Below are 22,767 nucleotides of genomic sequence, written 5' to 3'. Positions count from 1 at the left end.
CTCCGGACTATCGCTTTCCTACAACGTAATCGAGGGACGGTCGAAACGCGATGATCTTCCCGGGGAGAGGTCACTTACAGCGACAAGAGCATGTCGCCGAGCTCACGTTTGAGCCACTGGATGAGCCGCTCGCTGCGCCGCCGGTCGCCACCTGAAGAATGCCACAGGCACAGCCGAGCGGGTGTCTCGACGAACCCCCACGGGGCAACGAGCCGCCCCATACGCAGGTCATCCTCGACCAACAGCCGGGGTGCGATCGCTATGCCCAACCCCGCCACCGCCGCCTCGATCAGATAATAGAGATGATCGAAGCCCTGCCCCTCGGCCAGCGCCCGGTCGAGACGCGCCTGATCGAGTGCCTGAGCGCCGGCCCACTGCGGCCAGGCCTGCGGCCGCGAGGCGGTATGCAGCAGCTTGGCGTTGAACAGCGTCGCCGGCTGCGCCGGATCGAATCGAGTGGCCAGCTGCGGGCTCGCTACCGCGCAGATGTGCTCCGCGGCCAGCTCGACCACCTCCACACCGGCCGGCCAAGGCGGTTCCGCAAAAGTCAGCGTCGCGCTGACCTCGTCCCTTCCAGGGGTAGCTTCGCTCTCGCTGGAGACGACATGCAGCTTGAGTTCGGGCAGTTCACGATTCAGATGATCGAGCCGGGGAATGAGCCAGCGTGCCAGGAGACTGCCCGGGCAGGCCAGGATGAATGGCGCCCCCTCGACGTCACGCTTCAACTGCGCGCAACTGTCTCGCAAGCGGGCAAATGCCTCGCCAACGCCGTGCTGTAGCCGCTCCCCGTGACTCGTGAGCTCCAGGCCTCGTCCCGCCTTGGCAAACAGCGCTACGCCGAAGTGTTCTTCCAGGCTACGCAGCTGACGACTGACCGCGCCGTGCGTCACGCTGAGTTCATGCGCAGCAGCCGTGACGCTGCCCAACCGCGCGGTGGCCTCGAAGGCGCGCAGGGCGCTGAGGGAAGGCATGGAATGAAGCATCGACCTGTGACTCTGGCTCACATATAGCAGCCATCATATCGATTTTCCGTGCCGCCTGTCTGCGCTAGCTTCGTCGAATGTTCCCTGACACTTCGAGGCTCTCCATGACCGACCCTTCGATGCTGCCCGATGCCCAAGGCATGTTCGGCCGCTTCGGCGGACGCTTCGTCCCCGAGACGCTGATGCCGCTGATTACCGAGCTTCAGACCGAATACGATACGGCCCGGCAGGACAGCGAATTTCAGCGCCAGCTCGCCTACTTCCAGCGCGATTACGTTGGCCGGCCCAGCCCGCTCTACCTGGCCGAGCGCCTGACCGAGCACTTTGGCGGCGCGAAAATCTATCTCAAACGCGAAGAGCTCAACCATACGGGCGCGCACAAGATCAACAGTTGCATCGGCCAGATCCTGCTCGCCAGGCGTATGGGAAAGACGCGCATCATTGCCGAAACGGGTGCCGGCATGCACGGCGTCGCCACCGCCACTGTCGCGGCACGCTTCGGCATGCCCTGTGTCGTCTACATGGGCTCGGCCGATATCGAACGCCAGCAACCCAACGTGTTCCGCATGAAGCTGCTTGGCGCCGAGGTCATCCCGGTCACCACGGGTACCGGCACGCTCAAGGATGCAATGAACGAGGCGCTGCGCGACTGGGTCACCCATATCGATGACACCTTCTACATCATCGGCACCGTGGCCGGGCCGCACCCCTATCCCGCCATGGTGCGTGACTTCCAGGCGGTGATCGGGCGCGAAACCCGCGCGCAGATCCTCGAGAAGGAGGGGCGTCTGCCCGACTCCCTCGTTGCCTGCATCGGCGGTGGCTCGAACTCCATGGGATTGTTCCACCCCTTTCTTGCCGACGAAACGGTCAAGATGGTCGGTGTCGAAGCCGGCGGGAAGGGCCTCGACACCGGCCTGCACGCGGCGAGCCTCATCGGCGGCGTACCCGGCGTACTGCATGGCAACCGCACCTACCTGCTGCAGGATGAGGATGGCCAGATCATCGATGCCCACTCGATATCCGCCGGGCTCGATTACCCCGGTATCGGCCCGGAACATGCCTGGCTGCATGAACGGGGACGCGTCGAGTACGTCTCGATCACCGACGACGAAGCGCTCGAGGCGTTCCAGAGCTGCTGCCGTCAGGAGGGAATCATCCCGGCACTGGAATCGGCCCACGCCCTGGCGGAGGTCGCCAAGCGCGCACCGACGTTGCCCGGCGACCATCTCATGGTGGTCAACCTGAGCGGACGTGGCGACAAGGACATGATGAGCGTCGCCCAGCGTCTCGGTGAGAATTTTCAATGAACGCCGCCAAGGAAATTCCCATGAATAACGCCACTCGCCTCGACCAGTGCTTTGCCGCGCTCGAGGCGGCCAAGAGGCCTGCCCTGGTGACCTACGTCACCGCTGGCGATCCCGACGTCGAGACCTCGCTTGAAATCCTGAAAGGACTGCCGGCGGCTGGCGCCGACATGATTGAGCTCGGTATGCCGTTCAGCGATCCCATGGCCGACGGCCCCACGATCCAGAAGGCAGCGCTACGCGCCCTCGAGGGCGGGCAGAACATGACCCGAACGCTCGAGCTGGTCCACGCCTTCCGCCGTCAGGATACGCAAACGCCGCTGGTGCTGATGGGCTATTACAACCCCATCCACCGCTACGGCGTGGCGCGCTTCCTGAAGGATGCCGCCCGCGCCGGTGTCGATGGCTTGATCGTCGTCGACCTGCCGCCCGAGCATAACGACGAGCTGTGCCTGCCCGCCAGGGAGCACGGTAGTGCCTTCATTCGCCTCGCCACGCCGACCACCGACGCCAAGCGGCTCCCCCGGGTGCTGGAGAGTGCCTCGGGCTTCCTGTATTGCGTTTCGGTGAATGGCATTACCGGTGGGCTCGCCCCGGCACTTCACGATGTCGAGCGCATGGTAGGCCGCCTACGCGAGCATAGCCGCTTGCCGATTGCCGTCGGCTTCGGCATTCGCAACGCCGAACAGGCGGCAGCGATCGGCCGGTTCAGCGACGCCGTGGTCGTCGGCTCGGCCCTGGTAGAGCGCATTGAAAGCGCCGAGACCCGGCGTGGCGCTGTTGAAGGGGTTCATGGCCTGGTGCGTGAACTGGCCGAAGGCATCCGTCGGATTAGCTGATGTGACGCGGCTCCGCAGCCAGTTTGGCTGCCATGCCGGCCAGTACGCCGCCCATGACGTAGCGCTGCACGGCCAACCAGGTGGGGCGCTGCTGGAACCAAGTGGCGATGCCCGCCGCCGACAAGGCAATCCCTAGGTTGACCGTGAAGCTCACGCCGATCTGGGTGAAGCCCAGCACCAGGCTCTGGAGAAAGACGGGGCCATGCTCGGGCGAGACGAACTGCGGGAAGATCGCCAGGTAGAAGACGGCGATCTTGGGGTTGAGCAAGTTGGTCAGAAAACCCATCAGGAACAGCTTGCGAGGCCGATCCACAGGAAGCGTGCGCGCCTCGAAGGGTGAACGCGCACCGGGCCTGACGGCCTGCCACGCCAGAAAGAGCAGGTACAAGGCACCGAGCCACTTGAGAATCTCGTAGGCCAGGGGGATGGCCAGGAATAGTGCGGTCAGACCGACGGCCGCCGCCAGCATGTGTACCAGGAAGCCGGCCAGCACACCAAAAAGTGAGATCACGCCCGCCGCTCTCCCCTGGCAGATCGAGCGCGAGATCAGGTAGATCATGTTCGGACCCGGCGTCAGCACCACGACCAGGGCGGCCATGGCGAAAAGCAGCAGATCGGAAAGCGGTATCACGGCGTTCTCCTTATCGAGCGGAGCATTCGGCTCCGGCTATTGCTCAGGCCGGCCGTCTGGCCAACAGCGCCCACACCCCGGCGGCCGAAAGCAGCGATCCGCCCGCCAGATGAAAGCCGCGCTGGGCACGCGGCGTGGACAACAGGCGACGGGCGGAAGCGGCAAAGAGGGCGTAGAGGGCGGCATTCAGCGTGGCCAGTGTGACAAAGGTCGCGGCCAGCACCCACAATTGCGGCGTGACCGGCATCTGCGGATTGAGAAACTGCGGCAGGAAGGCCACGAAGAACACGATGCCCTTCGGATTGAGCGCCGTGACCAAGTAAGTGTTGCCGAATAGCTTCCAGCGCGAGACGGCCTCCGGCGGAGTCAGCACGACGCTCGTACTCGCCCCGGCACGCAACAGCTTGATCCCCAGGTAGAGCAGGTAGAGACCCCCGACCCATTTGACCGCGGTAAACCAGAACGCCGAGGTGGCCAGCAGGGCACCCAAGCCCAGGAGTGACATCGCCAGGGCCGTGGAATCACCCAGGGCGACGGCGGCAACCAGCGGCAAATTGGCGCGCCGCCCCGAGGCCAGCGAGTAGCTCATCACGGTGAGGATCGTCGGCCCAGGAATCGCCAGCATCACGGCGGAAGCGGCCACGAAGGCCAGCCATAGCTCGATATTCATTTGCGTTGCCTCTCATTGGCGGGGCCGGATCGACGTCACGCGAGCTGTCATGCCGGCACATTTAACACGATGCCCGGTCCCGTCCTACCCGGCAAGTGCGAGCATGCGAACAGGCTCCACGGAGGACACTCAGCCCATAGCCCCCTGATTAGCAAAGGCCCCCCGCAGCCATTCGGCCACCCGTTCAAGGGCGGCGTGATCGGCGAAGCGGCCATGCCGAACCAGTTGATAGCGCAGCCCCGGCAGCCTTGGCCCTAAGGGCACCTGCAGCACGCCGCGTTCGAGCTCCGCCTTCACCAGGGTCAGGCTCAGCAACGCCACACCCTGGCCGGCGATGGCGGCCTGGATGGCATGGCTCTCGTCGGAGAAGGTCAGGCTCACTCCCAAGTCGACGATATTGAAACCCGCGGCTTGGCACCAGTGATGCCACGACGGCAGGCCCAGCGTGGAGCAGTGCCAGTCGAAGACGATATGTCGAACCGTCTTGAGGTCTTCATAACCGGTTAGCCCCAACTGCGGACTGGCTACCAGGGCAAAGCTGTCCTCGGCCAGCACTTCCGCCTCATGCTCCGGATAAGGTCCCATGCCGTAGCGAATCGCCAGCGAAGCACCGCGCGATAGATCCAGTGGCGCCTCGCTGGCGTGGATGCGCAGGTCGATATCGGGACACTGGGCATGAAAGTCGGCCAGCCGCGGCAACAGCCACTGGCTGGCGAAGGCCGAGGTGCAGGAGAGCGTGACACTGCCGCCATCGCCCTGCTCACGCAGCGCCTCGAGCGCGTCACCGAAGGCATCGAAGCCGCGATGCAGCACCGGGTAAAGACGCTCCGCCGCTGGCGTCGGCATCACCTGACGGATACGCCGCTCGAACAGGGCTACACCCAGCAACGCTTCCAGCTCGCGCACTTGATGGCTAATGGCCGCCGGTGTCACGGCCAGCTCCTCGGCGGCCTGCTTGAAGCTTTGGTGGCGCGCTGCTGCTTCGAAGGCGCGCAACTGGGAGAGCGGCAACGTGCGTCGGTTCACGGCATCTCCTCATGAAAATGCTTTCATGGACAAGCTCAGCTTTTTCATTCCACTAAAAATGTTCGTTTGTCAGCCTTTGCATCATGGACCGATCCTCTCTTCTACGCAGCATTCAAGTTGAATTTTTCTTGCCAGGAGACGTTCATGATCACACTACTGCATCTCGACGCCAGCGCCCGCCCCGGTCGTTCCGGAATCGATCCTCATGGCTCGCATTCCCGTCGCCTCAGTGCTTACTTCGTCGAGCAATGGCGACAGGCGCGCCCCGACGATCGCATTCTCTACCGCGACGTGGGACAGCACCCGCCACGCCCCGTGACCGGAGAGTGGATTCACGCCGCCTTCACCAAGCCGGTAGATCGCGAGCCCTGGATGCATGACATCCTGGCCGAGAGCGACGCCCTGGTCGACGAACTGCTGGAGGCCGATGTGATCGTCGCCGGCGTGCCGATGTACAACTTCGGCGTACCGGCTGGCTTCAAGGCGTATATCGACAATATCGTACGCGTCGGTCGCACCTTCGGCTTCGACCGCTCGCGTGCCGGCCTGCCCTACTGGCCGATGCTGACGGACATGCACAAGCGGCTGGTGGTGCTAAGCGCCCGGGGCGACTACGGCTACGAGCCGGGCGAACGCATGGCAGAGGCCAACCATGTCGAGCCACACATCCGCACCGTGTTCAGCTACCTAGGTATCGAGGACGTGCACGGTATCGCCGTGGAGTACGACGAGTTCGGCGACGAACGCCTGCAGCATTCGCTGGCCCAGGCCGAACGGCGTATCGGTTCTCTGGTAGCGGAACTGGCGGAAAGCCTAGCAATACCCGCTCGCCTTCCCGATCCTGCCTGATGAACCGCGTGCCGGCCCGCAGGTCGGCACGCAAGTGAGGCGTGTCACTATATATTGGCACCGCCGTCGATAGTGAACTCCGCCCCGGTCACCGAGCGCCCTTCGGGGCCTGCCAGCCAGGCCACCAGGCCGGCCACGTCGTCGGCTTCGTTATAGCGCGGAATGGCCATCAAGCTGCGCTGGGGGTCGGAGAGTTCGCCATCGGCCGGGTTCATGTCGGTATCGGTGGAGCCCGGATGCACGACATTGACGTTGATCCCGCGCGGCCCGAGATCCCTGGCCATGCCCTTGGTCAGCCCGACCAGGCCCGCCTTGCTCATGGCATACAGGCTGATGCCAGACCGGGGCACCCGCTGGGCGAGGTTGCTGCCGATGGTGATGATGCGTCCACCCGCCGGCAGATGTGCCGCTGCCGCCATCACCGCCACGGCCGGGGCACGCAAGTTGATCGCGATGGTGCGATCCAGCTCCTCCAGCGTGGCTTCTTCGATCGTCCCGCTCGGAAAGATTCCCGCATTGTTGACCAGAATATCGAGCCCGCCCAGTTCGGCTACCGTGCGTTCGACGGCGGCCTTAAGCGCCGCGTCGTCACGATTGTCGGCGCGAATGGCTATTGCCCGTCCGCCTGCTGAGGCGACTCCGTCCACCACCGACTGCGCCTGGGCCTCTCCGTTGACGTAGGTCACTGCCACGCTTGCCCCTTCCGCCGCCAGACGACGGGCAATGGCGGCACCGATGCCGCGGCTGCCACCGGTGACCATCGCCACCTTTCCGTTGAGTTGCTGCATGTCTCGCTCCAATTATGTAGTGAATGATACAAAAACAAGATGGCTAGACATCCGAGCGGTTGTCAAGATATTTTGTAGTCATCGATACAAAAAAGGAGTGCGACATGCCCCAGCGTGGCAGGCCCCGCCGCTTCGACAGGGAAGAAGCTCTGCGCCGAGCCATGGAGGTGTTCTGGACTCAGGGCTACGACAATGCCTCGCTCGCCGACCTGACCCGGGCCATGGGCATCAACGCGCCCAGCCTCTACGCCACCTTCGGCAGCAAGGAGGCGCTGTTCCAGGAAGCGGTGGAGCTCTATGTGAGCACGGAAGGCAGCGGTATCTGGGAGCAGGTGGAAACGGCACCGACGGCCCGCGCCGCCATCGAACAGGTACTGTGTGCTACGGCAGAAGCCTTCACCCGCGGCCTCGCTCCACGCGGCTGCATGATCGTGCTTGCCGCCCCGCAGATGCATGGTGCCAACCCTAAGGTCTGCGATGTCTTGAAAGCGCATCGTCAGGCCAACGGCTGCCTGCTGGAGCGGCGCCTCAAACGAGCCGTCGAGGAAGGCGAGCTACCCGCCTCGACGGAATGCCGGGCACTGGCCAACTACGTCGTCACCCTGCAGCACGGCATGTCGATCCAGGCCCGCGACGGCGCCTCGCGCGAAACACTGCTGGCGATCGCCGACTGCGCCATGGCGGGCTGGGACGCGCTTACCGGCTCTGCACAGAACGCCTAGTGCCTCAGCGGCACGGATACCTGATGCCCTCTTTGTGCCGTTCCCAGGGCGGCACAGGTTCCCATTGCTCGACGAGGAAATCGATAAAGGCCCGCACCCTCGGCGGCACTAGGCGGCGCTGCGGCATGACGGCATGAATGCCCGCTTCAGGAAGTGTGCAGTCCGGCAGAACCTGCTGCAGCCGACCGGCCCGCAGGTCATCGCATACATGCCAGATGGAGTGCTGCACGATGCCCAGCCCGGCCACCGCGGCGTCGCGCAGGAGTTCGCCCTGGCTGCAGCGGATGCGTCCGCTCACTTTGACAGTACACCGCTCACCGTTGGCATCCCTAAGGCGCCAGGTGCCAGTCTCCCCTTCCCCATCGGTCAATACCAGGCACTCATGTTGGGGCAGCTCCTCGGGGGTGCGCGGCGTGCCGTGGCGCTTCAGATAGGCGGGAGAGGCGCATAGCACCCGGCGATTCGTGGCCAAGCGGCGCGCCACCATGGTGGAATCGGTTAGCGAGCCGATGCGAATGGCCAGATCGAACCCCGACCCCACGATGTCCCGGCGTTGATCGTCCAGGTCGAGATCGAGACGTAGCCTGGGATACCGGCTCAAGAATCGGGGTAGCAGCGGTGAGACATAGAGGCGACCAAACGTGGGCGGCATCGTCAGGCGTAGGGTGCCGGTGACCTCGCGCGTCGATTGGTGCAGCCCGCTCATCAGCGCCTCGAGATCCTCCACTGCCTCCCGCCCCTGCTCGGCCAGGCTCCTTCCTTCTGGCGTCGGCCGCAGTTGCCGGGTGGTGCGTTGCAGTAGACGTACGCCGAGCTCCCGTTCGAGGCGCTTCAAGCGCTGGCTGGCGACGGCCGCGGAGATATCCAGACTGCGCGCCGCTTCACTGATCGACCCCAGGTCGAGGATACGCAGGAACAGCGAGAGGTCGTCGATTCGGCTCATTATCAATACTTCATTGAATGTCCTTGTCGTTTTAAGCCGGTTCACTTGAAAGCGCAACGCTCTATGCTTCGTCGGCCACCCATCGACAGGAGTTGAACATGGAATATCGCTTTCTCGGCCAATCGGGGTTCAAGGTGTCGTCACTCGGACTGGGCACGGGCACTTTCGGCGGCAAGGGTCCGCTGTTCAGTGCCTGGGGCAATACCGATGTCAAGGAGGCGGCCCGCCTCATCGACATCTGCCTCGAGGCCGGCGTCAATCTGTTCGATACCGCCGACGTCTACTCCGACGGCGCTTCCGAGTCGATTCTCGGGGCCGCCATCAAGGGCAGGCGCGATCGCGTCGTACTCTCCACCAAGCTGACGCTGCGCATGAGCGATGAGCCGAATGACGTCGGCGCCTCTCGTCATCATCTACTCAAGGCGACGGACCAGGCGCTGAAGCGGCTCGATACCGACCATATCGATATCCTTCAGCTGCATCACTTCGATGCGATGACCCCTGTGGAAAGCGTAATGGCGACGCTGGACGACCTGGTGCGCGTCGGCAAGGTGCGCTACCTCGGCGTCTCGAACTTTTCCGGCTGGCAGATCATGAAGTCACAGGCGGTAGCTGAACGCTACGGCTATTCCCGCTTCGTCGCCAACCAGGCCTACTATTCGCTGGTGGGGCGCGACTACGAGTGGGAGCTGATGCCGCTGGGGCAAGACCAGGGCCTGGGAGCGATCGTTTGGAGCCCGCTCGGGTGGGGGCGCCTGACCGGCAAGCTTCGACGCGGTCATGCGCTTCCCGACCACAGCCGGCTACATGAAACCGCCGGCTTCGCGCCGCCGGTGGACGACGAGCGCCTGTACCGGATCGTCGATACCCTCGACGGCATCGCCGAAGAGACGGGCAAGTCGATCCCGCAGGTTGCCATTAACTGGCTGCTCGGCCGCCCCACGGTCTCGAGCGTGCTGATCGGGGCGCGCAACGAGGCTCAACTGCGCGAGAACCTGGGCGCCAGTGGATGGCGGCTCGACGAGGAGCAGGCGAGGCGGCTCGATAACGCCAGTCGCGTGACGCCGCCTTATCCTTACTACCCTTACTGGAATGGCCAGTTCGCCGAGCGCAATCCTACGCCTGTCTGACCGTCGCTCAAGTCAAGCCATGAGGTGCCCACATGTCAGCGCTATCGATGACCCGCAAATGGCGTCGCCTGGATGAGCCGGGCCTGGAGGTTCTGCACGTTCAACCCGACAACGATGGCATTCTAGCCCTCTCCTCGGTCGTGCATGCAGGCGCCGAGGCCTTCGGCTTGTCCTATCTGTGGCAACTCGACCACGGTTGGCGTACCCATCGCCTGGAGCTTCACCTGGCAAGCCCCTCGGTAGCGACCCTGCAGATCGAGCGGAGTGACGAAGGCTGGTGGGTGAATGGCCAACTCCGCTCCGATCTCGCGAAATGCGATGAAATCGACCTATCGGCGACGCCATTCTGCAATACGCTGGCCATGCGACGGCTCCAGGGTTCGGGCGAGTTGACCACGCTCTACGTGGACTTGCCCTCCCTTCAGCTGTTGCCTTCTCGCCAGCGCTATACGGCTCTTGGCAAGAACCGCTGGCGATACACCGATCTGGGTATCGCCAAGGGTTTCGAGGCTGACCTGGAGGTCGACGACGCTCAGGTGGTCGTCACCTACGAGGGCCTGTTCGAGACGATCGACTAGCCGGCCGCTATGGTGTAGAGCAAGACGAACCACACCCATCCGCGGATTCACCGGGGGCGGTTTTACCTATTGCCCCGACATGGCGCAGGCTGACGATCGACACCACCGCCAACGCCAGGATGACGACGCCGCTCACCATGGCGGTCAGATTCAGCCCGGCCGTAAAGGCCTGCTGGGCTTCCCGCAGCAGCCCCACCGGAAGACGCTCACCAGCCGAAACGGTGGCCCATAGGCTCTCTCCTACGACGCCGGCTACATCGGCAGCGACGCCATCGGTCATCATCGCACTGACCTGCGCGCGATAGACGAAAGTGGCCAGGCTGCCCAGCATGGCCACACCCAGCGCCACACCCAGCTCCTGGACCATTTCCGACATGGCCGAGGCCGAGCCGGCCTTATCCGCCGGCGCCGCACCCACCACCAGGTCCGTACCCAGTGCGGCGATGGTGCCCAGGCCAAGATAGACCAGCGAGAACCCGGCTATCGCCACCCCTACCCCACTGGCATTCACTCCGACGGCTGCCAACAGCCAGTAGCCTACCGCCGAGAGCGCCAGCGCGGCCCCCACGACATAACCGGGACGGATACGCCGAGCAAGCAGCGGCGCCACGATACCCGCCAGCACCATCATCAGGGCCGGCGGCCCCATCCATAGCCCCGCCGCCAATGGCGAAAGACCGGCCACCAGTTGCAGGTACTGGGTCACCAGCAGCATGACGCCGGAAACACCGACAAGACCAACCAGCAACACGATCAGGGCTGCGCTGAAGGTGCGGCTTTCGAACAACCGCATGTCGAGCAGCGGGTCGGTCAGGCGCTGCTGGCGTCGTACGAAAGCGATCGTCAGCAGGCCACCCAGCAGCAGGGCCAATACGGGTACGGGCTCGAGCCCCGCCTTGGCCATTTCCTTGACGCCATAGACCGCCGGCAGCACGGCAGCTAGAGAGAGCAGTACGCTGGCGAAATCCAGCGGGCCGCTACGCGGGGCACGGTATTCCGGTAGCAGCAGCGGCGCCGCAATCAACAATACAGCCACCACGGGTACCGCCACCAGAAAGGCCGAGCCCCACCAGAAGCGCTCCAGCAGCAGGCCGCCCACTACCGGCCCCAGCGCCATCCCCAGCGCGAACATAGTGGCCCACACGCCGATGGCCAGGGCACGCTGACGTGCATCACCGAACATGTTGCTGATCAGCGCCAGGGTGGACGGCATCAACGTTGCACCGGCCACACCAAGCACCGCTCGGGCCGCAATCAGCATGGCCGCACTGGTGGAGTAGGCCGCCATCACCGAGGTGATGCCGAAAGCCAGGGCACCGATCGTCAACAGCCGACGGCGGCCGATGCGGTCGCCCAGCGTACCCATGGTGATCAGAAAGCCCGCAATCATGAAGCCGTAGGTATCCATGATCCACAGCGCCTGGGTACTGCTCGGCTGCAAGTCCGCCGCCAGGGCGGGCAGGGCCAGATAGAGAAGCGTGACGTCGAGGCCGAGTAGCGCAGTAGGCAACGCCAACACCGCCAGGCCGGCCCACTCCTTCATACCCGCCCGCTGCTGGACGTAATGTGAACTCGCAGCCTTCTCAATGGCAGAAGCCATGCCATACCTCCTGTTCCATAGGGTTGGCATGGTAGTCTTGGCGCAACTTGGTAGGGTTACAATATAGCCAGTTATCCTATTACTCGCGGTACTATCTAGCGATACTCTTTGGAGCCATCCCATGGCCGGACGCAGCCTCGACAGGACCCGCAGCGAGCTCACCGACTTCCTGATCCATCACCGCAACAAGCTGACGCCGGCCGATGTTGGCCTGCCTTCCACCGGGCGCAGGCGCACGCCAGGGCTGCGGCGGGAGGAAGTGGCCACCCTCGCCGGGGTAGGACTGACCTGGTACACCTGGTTCGAGCAGGGGCGCGACATCAACGTCTCGGAGAACTTTCTGCTCAGCGTCTCCAAGGCGCTCAAGCTTGACGACGCCGAATGCTGCCACCTTTTCCTGCTCGCCCATCGCCGCCCACCGCCGGTGGAAGCCTACCAGTGGCAGGAAATTCCGCCCCTGGTGCAGATGCTGATGGACGACATGCCAAGGCCCGCCTACGTGATGAACCTGCGCTGGGACGTCATCGCCTGGAACGCCGCTGCCGATGCCCTGCTTGGCTTCAGCGACAGGGAGCTCGGCGAGCGCAACATGATGCGCCTGCTGTTCGCCGATCCGGCACTGCGCAAGCGCCTCCCCGGATGGCGGCAAGACGCTTCTCGCCTGCTGGCCCAGTTCCGCTGCGACCTGGCCGCCGCCCCCGAGGACCCGGCCATGCAGGAATTGATCGATGCGCTCGCCAAGCTCTCACCGGATTTTCGCCGCTGGTGGAATCAGCCCAATCTTGAAGCCTACCGCTACGGCATCGGCACCATCCTCGACGCCGATTCGAATCCAAGGGAATACGAACACGCCACGCTGCTGGTGGACGAGCATCGTCACCTCAGGATGGTGGTTTATGTCGCCTCGGCCTGATCCCGCGATGGCCCGACATCATCGTGATCTCTACTCCAGCGCCGCCTGCTTCCTGCGCCGCTGCCCCAGCGCCCAGCCCAGCGAGGGCAGCACGAGCATTGCCGAGGCCCAAGCGCAGGCAGCAAAGCCGAAATGCAGGAAGATCGGCCGATAGAGCAACGCGCCAACAAAGACGCAGAGGTAGGTGATGGCACTATACAGCCCCATGATGGCACCGCGCTGATTGGGATCAAGCTCCCCCAGGCGGCGCAGGAGCAGGTTGAGGCCGACATGATTGCCCACCCCCCAGCCGAAGCAAAAAAGCAGCAGGAGCAGGGGAAGCATGGCCGCCGCCATCAAGCCGAGATAGATGAGAATCAAGCCGGCAAACGCGACGCACGCCACCGTGCTCATCGCATGACGATCGACCCAGCGACCCAAGGGAGCGGCTATGCCGAAACCGACACCGTAAACGGCGATGGCCAGCCCGGCGAAAGAGGCCGAAGCCTGCAGCGTTTCGCTGATATGCGGACCAAGATAGCTGTACAGGCCATAGAACGCCGTCATGAAGGCCGCCACATTGCCCAGCACGACGGGAACTCCGGAAACACGCAGCGCCGTGAGGGGCGACGTCGGCATGACGGCACGCACACTGCCCCACTCACGGCAGCGTGCCACGCCCGATGCCAGGATGAGGGACGCCATCGCCAGTGATGTAAAAACGGCGCGCCAGTGCACGATATCGGCCAGTACCGCCGACAGGCTGACACCCGCCACCAGACTCAGCGTCCAGCCGGTGAGCACGAAACTCAGGGTTTCGCTCTCGCGCCCCTTCACCGCCACCTGGGCGGCCAGCGTATAGACGGCCGGCAGCGCCACGCCCGCCGCCAGCCCGGCCAGCGCTTGGGCGCCAATCAGGACCACCAGTGACGGCGCGGTTCCCGCCAGCACCAGCGCCGCCGCCAGCACCAGCAGGGCTCGCACCAGTGCGCGCTCGGCGCCGATGCGGTCCGCCATCGATGCCAGGAAGAGCGCACTACAAGCCGTGGCCAGGCCGTAGAAGGCCGCCGCCGTCATCACATCGGCCGCGCTGTGACCAGAGAACGCCTCCGCCACCGAGGCGGCAATGGGACTCAGCGCCAGCGAATTGGCACCGATTACGGCAATGGCTGCAGTCAACAGAAGAAGGCGACGCGTAATCACGGCTAGCTCCATATGTGATTCAACACTAGCATTGAATAAAGGAATCTCATTCGGAGCAATCGCCAAAATGCCGAACCTGGAAAAAACAGAAGCCATTCGGGACAGGGGGCAGGAGACACGCCCGCTTGACGCCTTCGACCGAAAAATATTAGGTGAACTGGGAGTGGACGCCGGGCTCAGCTACGCCGAGCTGGGCAACCGCGTCGGGCTTTCGGCACCGGCCGTGCACGAGCGGGTCAAGCGGCTACGCGCCACAGGGCGCATCCGCGGCACGGTGGCGATGCTGGACGGCCCCGAGATGGGCAAGCCCTTCCTGGCCTTCGTGCATGTCGATTCCACGGGATGGGGCAAGACCAAGGAACTGTTGGCGCTCTCTGAGTTGCCTGAGGTCGAGGAGATCCATTCCGTCGCTGGCGACGCCTGCATGCTGCTCAAGGTTCGCTGCGCCAGCAGTCGAGCACTCGAGGGACTGCTCGCTCGGCTCTATGCCCTACCGTGCGTAAAAGCCACGCGCAGCTATGTCGTGCTGTCGACGTTCCTCGAGCGCACCCCGCAAGCGGGAATCACCGAAGCATTGGAGGAATCGGTGCACGAGTCGCCGACGAGTTCGTGATTTTTCTCCCGCTCGAGCAGGGCACGCTTTCTCTCGACGCCCCAGCGATAACCCGAGAGCCCCCCGTCGCTGCGCCCGACCCGGTGGCAGGGAATGGCCAGCGCAATGGAATTGGTGGCGCAGGCCCTGGCCACGGCACGCACCGACGTGGCAGAGCCGATACGCTCCGCCAACTCTGCATAACTGATCGTAGCGCCCACGGGAATCTCGACCAGCGCCTGCCAGACCCGCTGCTGAAAGGCAGTGCCACGAATATCCAGCGGCAGCGATAGCCCAAGGCCAGGCGCTTCGACGAAGCCCACCACCTGGGCCACCCAGGCATCGAAATCCTTGCCTCCGGGAATCAAGGTGGCGCTGACAAAACGATCCTGGAACTCCTGCAAGAGCTGCTCCGGATCGTTGCCCAGGGAAATGGCACAGATGCCCTTTTCGCTGGCCGCGACCAGAATCGTGCCTAGCGAGCATTCTCCCAGAGCAAAGCGAATCTCCATGCCCTCTCCTCCCGCACGGTAGCGCTTCGGCGTCATACCGAGCATCTGTGACGAAGCGGCATAGAAACGTCCGCTGGAGCTGAAGCCCGCCTCGTACATCGCCTCGGTCACCGTCTCGTTGCGCAACAGCTCGGCACGTACCCTCTCTGCGCGCCGCGCCACGGCATAGGCCTTGGGTGTCAGGCCCGTGATCGACTTGAATACGCGATGAAAATGGAAGCGGCTCAGCCCTGCGGCTTGCGCCAGTTCGTCGAGCGAAGGAAGTTCGTCGGAGGTTTCGATCAGCCGACAGGCACGGGCAACGCTCTCGGCATGGCGGCGAGTCAGGGAGAGTTCCTGAGGCCGGCAACGCTGGCAGGGACGATAGCCGGCCCGTTCGGCCGCCGTCGCATCGTCATGGAACTCGGCGTTTTCACGGCGCGGCCGGCGCGACGGGCAGGTGGGGCGGCAATAGATCCCGGTGGTACGCACCGCATAGACGAAAGCGTCGTCCGCTGCGGCGTCGCGGGCCAGCACCGCCGCCCATTTCGCTTCATCGGAATCGAAAGCGGCAAGTAATTCGCTCGTTGTCTCGCTCATGACGGGCCTCCACTGTGGATTCGGCGTTCACCATGAGTACAGGATGGCCCCCGAGCCTACCTGCCACACTCCGTCCCTTGCTTTCAAAGCGAACCCACCTCTTCACAACATTCGCAGCATAGCATTGCAAGTTTTTTCGATTCAGCGGCAATAAGCGGAGTGAGCCTGCCGGCTCCCTCCCTCAGGGTTCGACAAGGGGCCGCGATCGGTGTCCCCAGCCAACCTGGAGAGAGGATAACCCTATGAACACACTTGCCGGAAAAGTCGCCATCGTCACCGGGGCCAGTTCGGGCATCGGCCGTGCCGCCGCGCGTCTCTTCGCCAGCGCAGGCGCCAAGGTCGTAGTGAGCGCTCGCCGTCGGGACGAACTCGATGCGCTGGTCGAAGCCATCGCATGCGACGGTGGCATTGCCGTCGCCGTAAGCGGAGACGTGCGCGACGAGAGTTTGGCTGAGCGCCTGGTCGTCACCGCCATCGAGCGCTTCGGTGGGCTTGATATCGCCTTCAACAATGCCGGCGTCGTGGGGCCCATGGCACCCATACAGGATATGTCGCCGAGTGACTGGCACGATGTCATGGAGACCAATCTGACCGCCGCCTTCCTGGGCGCCAAATACCAAGTCCCCGCGCTGCTGCAGCGAGGTGGTGGCAGCCTGCTATTCACCTCGAGCTTCGTTGGCCATACTGTCGGTATGCCCGGCATGGCGGCCTATGCTGCCAGCAAGGCCGGCATCCTGGGCCTGGTGAAATGCCTTGCCGCCGAGCTCGGCGCCAACGGTATCCGCGCCAACGCGCTGCTACCTGGCGGCACCGATACGCCGGCCAGCATCACCAACTCCCCAGACGCCGGACCGGAAGTGCTGGCCTTCGTCGAGAAGCTGCACGCCCTCAAGCGCATGGCCACGCCGGAGGAAATCGCCCAGGCGGCGCTCTATCTGGCCAGCGATGGATCCAGCTTCGTCACCGGCACGGCAATGCTGGTCGATGGCGGCGTCTCCATCAATCGCACCTTATGACCGGAAAACGGCGCTGCCTGTCTGGCAGCGCCGTTGACGTTCGGGCAACCACCCACTCGCCCTGCTACCCTGCACACAATGCAGCGCCCCGGTAAGCGCTTACGAGATCGCCACCTGAAGCCAGCACGAGTAGTATCGGACGCGCATTACAACGACAACACGGAACCACCATGATCGCCGTCATCTTCGAAGTCATTCCCAAGTCCGGTCGCCGCGACCACTACCTCGATATTGCCGCCAGCCTTCGCCCGCTGCTCGATGAGATCGATGGCTTCATTTCCATCGAACGCTTCGAAAGCCTGACCCAGCCGGGCAAGATCCTCTCGCTCTCATTCTGGCGAGATGAAGAGGCCGTGGCCCAGTGGCGCCAGCTAGAACGCCACCGCGCGGCTCAGGCCCAAGGTCGCGAAGTGGTCTTCGACGACTACCGTCTGCGCGTCGCCACAGTGACGCGCGACTACGGCATGCACGAACGCGAGCAAGCGCCTGCCGACAGCCGCGAGCGCCACGACAGGACCTGACGAACAGCAGCAAAGTCAGCGCCCCGGTTAGCTTTTTCTAACCGCAAAAGCTCGACTGCACAGCTTTTCGATGCACGGCTAACGGGGTATGTGCTCGATATGGGCATGATCAACCAGGCTCCATTCGCCACTGTTGCGATATAGCCGTTTGGCCAGGCGCGGGTAGTCGACAGCGTCGTGCATCAGGCGCTGGCCCACCACCAGACACACCAGCGGCTCGTCGCCGTCGTTATACAAGTCGTGCGCCACACCATTGATGGGGAAGCCGATGAAATCGCCGGGAGCGATCGGTTGCCTGCGCTCGCCCAAGGTCGCCACGCCGGTACCGGAGAGCACGTAGAGGGCCTCCTCCTCGTAGCGATGACAGTGGTACTCGGTGGAGAAGTGGCCGGGCGGCACGCTGATCTGATGAATGCCGAGCTGGGTCATGCCCACGGCGTCGCCCAGCGACTTGTTGACGCGTACGGCATCGGCATTGAGGAAGTGCACCTTCCTTACGCCTTCCAGGGCTTCGATATCCTGTGACGATAGATACATACCGTTTCTCCTTCGTGTCGAGACGCCGCCGGGGCATCGCCCGATCTTAGCGTGCCCGGCGGCGTAGAGTTTCCTCGGCTTGTGCTTGTTTCACGCAGCCAGACGCGGCTCCAATTCCCCCAGGCTTACGTGCCCCTTGAAGTGGCCCCGTCCCACCGGCTGCTCGCCGCGTTCGATTGACTCGGCGAACTGTATGGCCGGGTCTTTCCTGAGTTTCGCCATATGCCGGGCCAGGTTCGGATAATCACTCTCGAGATCGAACAGCCGGTGGTACTCGGCCCAGCGTGCGATGCCGATGAAGTAGGCGTCCGCCATGCTATGCGCATCGCCCAGCAGCCACTCGCGCTCCGCCAACAGTCCATCGAGATGAGCACACCCTTTGGCAACCTGCTCACGCCCCAACCGGCGCAGCAATTCCTGCTCCACCCCCTTCAACCCTTGGGTTTCGTAGAGCGCCCACAAGGGATTGAAGGCTGAGAAGAAGTCGGTATTGAGATAGGCCAGCATCTGGTTCAGCCGGTCATACTCCCGGCTTCCCTGTTTGAAGCCTAGCCGCGTTTCGAGGTCGCCTGCTGCCAGGTGCTGCAGGATCGCCAGGCTCTCGCTGAGAGGCTCGCCATCCTCCAGCAACAGCGCCGGTGTCTGGAACAGCGGATTGACCTTGGCATAGAGCGGGTCCCAGGGCTGCTCCAGCATCTCGATGCGGCACAGGCGATAGGGCTTGCCCAGCCACTCGAGCGCCACGATCGAGCCGAACGAGCAGCCCTGCGGTACGCCATAGAAGAGAACGGGTTCCATTGTCTTGCTCCTTGCAGTGAGAAACGCCAGCGCCCTCTGCGCCTGGCCTCGCCAGCAAGGTAATGGCTATATAGGGCAAAACGGGTCCTATTTAAACGGGAGAATCCAACGTGGCCAATCCCACCGTTCGCATTCTGACATTGCTGGAACTGCTGCAGACCCACCGCCACCTGAGCGGCCGGGAGCTGGCCGACCGGCTGGGCATCGACCGCCGTACACTGCGGCGCGACATCCAGGCCCTGGAAGAGCTCGGCATTCCCGTCACCACCGAACGCGGACGGCACGGCGGCTATCATCTGATGCCGGGCTTCAAGCTGCCGCCGCTGATGTTCACCAGCGAAGAGGCACTGGCCGTCTCGCTGGGACTGCTCGCCGCCCAGGCACTGGGCATTGCCGAAACGGCCCCCGCGCTGGAAACCGCTCGGGCCAAGCTCGAGCGGATCATGCCCACCAGGTTGCAACGGCAGGCGCAGGCCCTGAGCGAGAGCGCCCGGCTGGAACTCCCTCCGGCGAAGGTGCCAGGCGATGAACGCCTGCTGGGTCTGTTCGCTACCGCTACCCAGGCACGCCAACGAGTCCGGCTCGACTACCGGGACGACCGGGACCAGCTTACCCAGCGTGTGCTCAACCCCTACGGCCTGGTTTATCGGGGCGGTCGCTGGTATGTCAGCGGCTGGTGCCATCTACGCCGTGATCTACGAAGTTTCCGCCTGGATCGAATTGCCAAGGCCACGCCGCTCCAGGCCAGCTTCGACAGGCCGGCAGACTTCGATCCGGCAGAGCATCTGGCACGAAGCATCGTCAGCCTGCCCCGTGCTACCGCCGTCAGCGTGCGCCTGCACACCGACGTTGCCCATGCCGTATCAGAGCTGGGCCGCAATATCGGCGTCTTCACGCCCGACGGAAGCGCCGTGATACTGCATGCCCGCACCGATAGCCTGACCTGGTTCGCTCGCCAGTTGGCTCACCAGCCCTTCGACTTCGATATCCTCGACCCACCGGAACTGTGCGACGCCCTCTTGGCGCAGGCTGCCCGGTTGCAACGGTTGGCAGCAAGAAAATAAATGAATGGGTGTCGAAATCGTCTACGTTGAATCGACGAAGGGAAGTAGAACCAACAACAATCCTCCAGGAGACCCACCATGCAGCTTTCCACCTACCTGATCTTCGACGGCAACTGCCGCGAGGCCTTCGAGTTCTATCAGCACTGCTTCGATGCCAAGCTCGAGGCCATGGCCACCTACGGCGAAATGCCTGACAGCGAAGGCATGGAAATCCCCGAGGAAGCGCGCAACCTTGTCATGCACGCCCGGCTGCGCATCGGCGACCAGACGCTGATGGCGTCGGACAACTCCCCCTGCAGCCCGGCGCCGTACGAGGGTATCAAGGGCGCGAGCATCGCGGTTGGCGTCGATTCGGTGCAGCAGGCCGAGCAGCTCTTCAATGCGCTAGCCGACAATGGCAGTGTGCATATGCCGCTCGAGGAAACTTTCTGGGCCCATCGCTTCGGCATGCTGGTGGATAAATTCGGTGTCGCCTGGATGATCAACTACGACAAGGAGCAGCAGGCCGCTGCCTAGCGCAGCACCGCTTCCCTCCTGAGCCGCTCGGCGAGCCGGTCGATGAAGGTCCTCACCTTGGCCGCCGGGCGGCGCCCTTCCCGATGTACGATGTGCACGGGCAACGGCGGCGCCTCGAATTCCTCGAGTACAGTGACCAGCTCGCCGCGTTCGAGCTGGGGAGCGATCTGATAGGAAAGCAGGCGGGTCACGCCCCAGCCTGCGGCCGCCGCCTGCACGGCGCCGTCGTTGACGTTGATGACCAGGCGCGGCGCCACCCGATACGACACCCCCTTTCCCTCGGCTTGCGGGAAGAAACTCCATTCCGGCTGCAACGAAATGCCGCTGGCCATGACGATACGATGCCGGCTAAGGTCGTGCGGGTGTACGGGCCGCCCATGTTGCGCAAAATACTCCGGTGAACCGCAAACCACACGCCTTACCTGCCCGACGCGCACGGCGCGTAGCGAGGAATCGGGCAAATCGCCAATTCGCACCGCTACATCGAACCCCTCGTCGACGAGGTTCACCACTCGGTCGAGGAGCACCGCATTGGCGTTGACCTCAGGATACTCATCCAGGTAATCCAGCAGCGTCGGCAGCACGAACAGCCTGCCGAACAATACCGGTGCGGTCACGTTGAGCTGTCCCCGTGGTGTGGCAGCGAGTCCTGCCGCAGACTCATCGGCTTCCTTTACGTCGTGCAGAATGCGCCGGCAGTCCTCGAGGTAGCGTGCGCCGGCTTCGGTCACCCGTACCACCCGGGTCGTACGCGTCAACAAGCGCACGCTCAGCCGCTCCTCCAGCTCGGCGATCGCTCGCGTCACCGTGGGCGGCGAAAGCCCCAGACGGCGCGCCGCCCCGGCAAAGCTTTGCGCCTCTGCCACGGCCACGTATACCGACATCAAGTGAAAGCGGTCCATGCATCCTTCCAAGTATTGAAACAGTCAATTGCATGCTACGGCGATTCTTTACCGAAAGGGAATACGGCAAGGTGACGTACGCAGCCTGTGCTGCGATCCGCTGAACCAGCGGCATACGAGCCAAGAGGAGCTTTTGCCATGAGCCGTATCAACGTCGTGACCCCGCATACCGCCGATCCCGAGCAGAAAGCACTGCTCGAGTCCGTTCAAGCCCAGCTCGGCATGGTGCCGAATTTCCTGAAGGTATTGGCCAACTCACCGGCAGCGCTGCAAGCTTTTCTCGGCCTGTATGGGATCGCTGACTCGGGCAGCCTCGACCTGCCGACACGGGAGCGCATCGCCCTGGCATTGGCACAACAGAACAGCTGCGAATATTGTCTTTCCGCCCACGCCACCCTGGGCCAGAGTGCGGGACTCTCGCCTCAGGAAATCGCCGCCAATCGCCGCGGCACCAGCCAGGACGCCAAGGCTGCCGCCGCCGTGTCCTTCGCCCGCGCCCTGGTCGAACATACGGGGGACGTCACCACGGCCGAGCTTCAGGCTGTCCGCAATGCCGGCTACGACGATGGCGAAATTGTCGAGATCATCACCCATGTCGGGCTGAACCTGCTGACCAACATCCTCGGCAAGGCCAGCCGCGTGGAGATCGACTTCGACCGGGTCGCCGTCGACTCGGTCGCCTGATCTCGAACCGCCCCGGCGCCGTTCAGTCCGAATGGCGCCCCATCGAGGAGCCCACCATGACACGCGCTTTCAAGACGATTGCCTATACGCCATCGGTCCGCGCCGCCCAGGCTCGCTACGGCAGCCGGGAAGCCACCAAGCCCATCGATGCCGCCTCGACCGAACGCGACACCCTGACCGAGCCGGTGCAAGCTTTCATCGCCGCGCAGGATCACTTCTTCATGGCCAGCGTCGGCGAAAACGGCTGGCCGTATGTGCAGCATCGTGGTGGGCCGCCAGGCTTTCTGAAGTGCCTCGACAATCACACCCTCGGCTTCGCCGATTTCGCCGGCAACCGACAATACATCAGCGCCGGCAATATCACGCATGACGATCGCGTGGTGCTGTTCCTGATCGACTATGCCAACCGGCGCCGGCTGAAGCTCTGGGGACGGGCGCGCATCGTTCAAGAAGGCGACGACCCGGTGACCATCGCCAGGCTCGAAGTCCCCACCTACCGCGCCCGAGTGGAAAGGGGCTTCATGATTTCCATCGAGGCGTTGGATTTCAACTGTCCGCAGCACATCACGCCGCGCTTCACCGAAGCGGAAGTCGCGGAGCGGTTCCTGCCCGCCGGCAGTCATGGTCCCGCTTTTTGAGGGCAATAAGCGGAGTGTGCCCGGCAATGGGAGCCGGCAAGTTGCCAAGACGGATAGCTTCGGAGGGAAACATCATGCTGAACAAGGTCGTGACTTGGCTGAAGAGAAGCCGGCAACGCGCTGCCGCACATCGCAACCAGGCCGCATTGTTGGAATGCGACTCCCGCATGCTGCGCGACATCGGGTTGTATCGCGAGCGTGGTCGGCTGATGCCGCTAAATGATCCCGACGACCGACACGCCTGACA

27 protein-coding genes are annotated in these 22,767 nt (G+C 63.7%); 15 read left to right on the top strand and 12 right to left on the bottom strand.

Going from position 1 to position 22,767, the window contains the following annotated elements; translation table 11 throughout:
• Window positions 1-74: 74 nt before the first annotated feature.
• Complete coding sequence (locus ACOJCM_RS08910) at window positions 75-983, bottom strand: LysR family transcriptional regulator (RefSeq protein WP_445211704.1); 909 nt, start codon at window positions 981-983, stop codon at window positions 75-77.
• A 104-nt stretch (window positions 984-1,087) separates the two neighbouring features.
• Between ACOJCM_RS08910 and trpB the strand changes: the two genes are divergently transcribed.
• Together trpB and trpA are read left to right on the top strand one after the other, a co-directional pair.
• Window positions 1,088-2,293, top strand: a complete 1,206-nt coding sequence (gene trpB / locus ACOJCM_RS08905) for a tryptophan synthase subunit beta (protein WP_445211703.1) — start codon at window positions 1,088-1,090, stop codon at window positions 2,291-2,293.
• Between the two features lie 20 nt (window positions 2,294-2,313).
• On the top strand, window positions 2,314-3,129 hold the full coding sequence (gene trpA / locus ACOJCM_RS08900) for a tryptophan synthase subunit alpha (RefSeq protein WP_445211702.1): 816 nt from the start codon (window positions 2,314-2,316) through the stop codon (window positions 3,127-3,129).
• Here the strand turns inward: trpA and ACOJCM_RS08895 are convergent.
• The 3 genes from ACOJCM_RS08895 to ACOJCM_RS08885 all read right to left on the bottom strand — a co-directional run bounded on the left by ACOJCM_RS08895 (window position 3,122) and on the right by ACOJCM_RS08885 (window position 5,456).
• Complete coding sequence (locus ACOJCM_RS08895) at window positions 3,122-3,760, bottom strand: LysE family translocator (RefSeq protein WP_445211701.1); 639 nt, start codon at window positions 3,758-3,760, stop codon at window positions 3,122-3,124. The two genes, trpA and ACOJCM_RS08895, sit on opposite strands and share 8 nt — an antisense overlap.
• Window positions 3,761-3,803: 43 nt before the next feature.
• Window positions 3,804-4,430 (bottom strand): LysE family translocator, encoded by a 627-nt coding sequence (locus ACOJCM_RS08890; protein WP_445211700.1) that lies wholly within the window; start codon window positions 4,428-4,430, stop codon window positions 3,804-3,806.
• A 129-nt stretch (window positions 4,431-4,559) separates the two neighbouring features.
• The gene (locus tag ACOJCM_RS08885; RefSeq protein ID WP_445211699.1) at window positions 4,560-5,456 is read right to left on the bottom strand and encodes a LysR substrate-binding domain-containing protein; all 897 of its coding nucleotides are present in this window, start codon (window positions 5,454-5,456) and stop codon (window positions 4,560-4,562) included.
• 144 nt (window positions 5,457-5,600) lie between these two features.
• Between ACOJCM_RS08885 and ACOJCM_RS08880 the strand changes: the two genes are divergently transcribed.
• Window positions 5,601-6,305 carry an FMN-dependent NADH-azoreductase gene (locus ACOJCM_RS08880; protein WP_445211698.1) on the top strand — a complete coding sequence of 235 codons (705 nt, stop codon included), beginning with the start codon at window positions 5,601-5,603 and terminating at the stop codon, window positions 6,303-6,305.
• Window positions 6,306-6,352: 47 nt separating this feature from the next.
• On the opposite strand, the gene ACOJCM_RS08875 is transcribed toward ACOJCM_RS08880, so the two are convergent.
• A complete protein-coding gene (locus ACOJCM_RS08875) occupies window positions 6,353-7,093 on the bottom strand; it encodes an SDR family NAD(P)-dependent oxidoreductase (protein ID WP_445211697.1) in 741 nt (246 codons plus the stop codon).
• Between the two features lie 104 nt (window positions 7,094-7,197).
• On the opposite strand from ACOJCM_RS08875, the gene ACOJCM_RS08870 reads away from it, so the two are divergent.
• A complete protein-coding gene (locus tag ACOJCM_RS08870) occupies window positions 7,198-7,815 on the top strand; it encodes a TetR/AcrR family transcriptional regulator (protein WP_445211696.1) in 618 nt (205 codons plus the stop codon).
• Between the two features lie 4 nt (window positions 7,816-7,819).
• Here ACOJCM_RS08870 and ACOJCM_RS08865 read toward each other — a convergent pair whose 3' ends face one another.
• Window positions 7,820-8,758, bottom strand: coding sequence for a LysR family transcriptional regulator (locus tag ACOJCM_RS08865; RefSeq protein WP_445211695.1), 939 nt, complete (start codon window positions 8,756-8,758; stop codon window positions 7,820-7,822).
• 98 nt (window positions 8,759-8,856) lie between these two features.
• On the opposite strand from ACOJCM_RS08865, the gene ACOJCM_RS08860 reads away from it, so the two are divergent.
• The gene (locus ACOJCM_RS08860; protein ID WP_445211694.1) at window positions 8,857-9,888 is read left to right on the top strand and encodes an aldo/keto reductase; all 1,032 of its coding nucleotides are present in this window, start codon (window positions 8,857-8,859) and stop codon (window positions 9,886-9,888) included.
• Window positions 9,889-9,920: 32 nt separating this feature from the next.
• A complete protein-coding gene (locus ACOJCM_RS08855) occupies window positions 9,921-10,466 on the top strand; it encodes a putative glycolipid-binding domain-containing protein (protein WP_445211693.1) in 546 nt (181 codons plus the stop codon).
• Window positions 10,467-10,473: 7 nt separating this feature from the next.
• Here ACOJCM_RS08855 and ACOJCM_RS08850 read toward each other — a convergent pair whose 3' ends face one another.
• Window positions 10,474-12,066, bottom strand: a complete 1,593-nt coding sequence (locus ACOJCM_RS08850) for an MFS transporter (RefSeq protein ID WP_445211692.1) — start codon at window positions 12,064-12,066, stop codon at window positions 10,474-10,476.
• A 121-nt stretch (window positions 12,067-12,187) separates the two neighbouring features.
• Between ACOJCM_RS08850 and ACOJCM_RS08845 the strand changes: the two genes are divergently transcribed.
• A complete protein-coding gene (locus ACOJCM_RS08845; RefSeq protein ID WP_445211691.1) occupies window positions 12,188-12,979 on the top strand; it encodes a helix-turn-helix transcriptional regulator in 792 nt (263 codons plus the stop codon).
• A 30-nt stretch (window positions 12,980-13,009) separates the two neighbouring features.
• Here the strand turns inward: ACOJCM_RS08845 and ACOJCM_RS08840 are convergent, their stop codons facing one another.
• Window positions 13,010-14,161, bottom strand: coding sequence for an MFS transporter (locus ACOJCM_RS08840; RefSeq protein WP_445211690.1), 1,152 nt, complete (start codon window positions 14,159-14,161; stop codon window positions 13,010-13,012).
• Window positions 14,162-14,228: 67 nt separating this feature from the next.
• Here ACOJCM_RS08840 and ACOJCM_RS08835 point away from each other — a divergent pair, with 67 nt between their 5' ends.
• The gene (locus tag ACOJCM_RS08835; protein WP_445211689.1) at window positions 14,229-14,774 is read left to right on the top strand and encodes an Lrp/AsnC family transcriptional regulator; all 546 of its coding nucleotides are present in this window, start codon (window positions 14,229-14,231) and stop codon (window positions 14,772-14,774) included.
• Here the strand turns inward: ACOJCM_RS08835 and ada are convergent.
• On the bottom strand, window positions 14,678-15,844 hold the full coding sequence (gene ada, locus ACOJCM_RS08830) for a bifunctional DNA-binding transcriptional regulator/O6-methylguanine-DNA methyltransferase Ada (protein ID WP_445211688.1): 1,167 nt from the start codon (window positions 15,842-15,844) through the stop codon (window positions 14,678-14,680). The genes ACOJCM_RS08835 and ada overlap by 97 nt on opposite strands.
• A 242-nt stretch (window positions 15,845-16,086) precedes the next feature.
• Here ada and ACOJCM_RS08825 point away from each other — a divergent pair, with 242 nt between their 5' ends.
• The gene (locus tag ACOJCM_RS08825) at window positions 16,087-16,860 is read left to right on the top strand and encodes an SDR family oxidoreductase (RefSeq protein WP_445211687.1); all 774 of its coding nucleotides are present in this window, start codon (window positions 16,087-16,089) and stop codon (window positions 16,858-16,860) included.
• Between the two features lie 170 nt (window positions 16,861-17,030).
• A complete protein-coding gene (locus tag ACOJCM_RS08820; RefSeq protein ID WP_445211686.1) occupies window positions 17,031-17,381 on the top strand; it encodes an antibiotic biosynthesis monooxygenase family protein in 351 nt (116 codons plus the stop codon).
• Between the two features lie 78 nt (window positions 17,382-17,459).
• On the opposite strand, the gene ACOJCM_RS08815 is transcribed toward ACOJCM_RS08820, so the two are convergent.
• Window positions 17,460-17,918: a cupin domain-containing protein gene (locus ACOJCM_RS08815; RefSeq protein ID WP_445211685.1), complete on the bottom strand. Its 459-nt coding sequence runs from the start codon at window positions 17,916-17,918 to the stop codon at window positions 17,460-17,462.
• A gap of 90 nt (window positions 17,919-18,008) precedes the next feature.
• The gene (locus ACOJCM_RS08810; protein WP_445211684.1) at window positions 18,009-18,716 is read right to left on the bottom strand and encodes a glutathione S-transferase family protein; all 708 of its coding nucleotides are present in this window, start codon (window positions 18,714-18,716) and stop codon (window positions 18,009-18,011) included.
• Window positions 18,717-18,826: 110 nt separating this feature from the next.
• Between ACOJCM_RS08810 and ACOJCM_RS08805 the strand changes: the two genes are divergently transcribed.
• Together ACOJCM_RS08805 and ACOJCM_RS08800 are read left to right on the top strand one after the other, a co-directional pair.
• Complete coding sequence (locus ACOJCM_RS08805) at window positions 18,827-19,780, top strand: helix-turn-helix transcriptional regulator (protein WP_445211683.1); 954 nt, start codon at window positions 18,827-18,829, stop codon at window positions 19,778-19,780.
• A 78-nt stretch (window positions 19,781-19,858) separates the two neighbouring features.
• Window positions 19,859-20,296, top strand: a complete 438-nt coding sequence (locus ACOJCM_RS08800) for a VOC family protein (RefSeq protein ID WP_445211682.1) — start codon at window positions 19,859-19,861, stop codon at window positions 20,294-20,296.
• On the opposite strand, the gene ACOJCM_RS08795 is transcribed toward ACOJCM_RS08800, so the two are convergent.
• Window positions 20,293-21,198 (bottom strand): LysR family transcriptional regulator, encoded by a 906-nt coding sequence (locus ACOJCM_RS08795; RefSeq protein WP_445211681.1) that lies wholly within the window; start codon window positions 21,196-21,198, stop codon window positions 20,293-20,295. The two genes, ACOJCM_RS08800 and ACOJCM_RS08795, sit on opposite strands and share 4 nt — an antisense overlap.
• Window positions 21,199-21,336: 138 nt before the next feature.
• Between ACOJCM_RS08795 and ACOJCM_RS08790 the strand changes: the two genes are divergently transcribed.
• The 3 genes from ACOJCM_RS08790 (at window position 21,337) to ACOJCM_RS08780 (ending at window position 22,765) form a co-directional block, all read left to right on the top strand.
• Entirely contained in the window at window positions 21,337-21,882 is a 546-nt protein-coding gene (locus tag ACOJCM_RS08790) for a carboxymuconolactone decarboxylase family protein (RefSeq protein ID WP_445211680.1), read from the top strand.
• A 56-nt stretch (window positions 21,883-21,938) separates the two neighbouring features.
• Window positions 21,939-22,520 carry a pyridoxamine 5'-phosphate oxidase family protein gene (locus ACOJCM_RS08785; RefSeq protein WP_445211679.1) on the top strand — a complete coding sequence of 194 codons (582 nt, stop codon included), beginning with the start codon at window positions 21,939-21,941 and terminating at the stop codon, window positions 22,518-22,520.
• Between the two features lie 74 nt (window positions 22,521-22,594).
• Window positions 22,595-22,765: a hypothetical protein gene (locus tag ACOJCM_RS08780; protein ID WP_445211678.1), complete on the top strand. Its 171-nt coding sequence runs from the start codon at window positions 22,595-22,597 to the stop codon at window positions 22,763-22,765.
• Window positions 22,766-22,767 lie beyond the last annotated feature (2 nt).

The organism is Billgrantia hypersalina (assembly GCF_052584175.1).
Note: the sequence above shows the minus strand (reverse complement) of the source record. Positions and strands in the feature narration are given on the sequence as shown.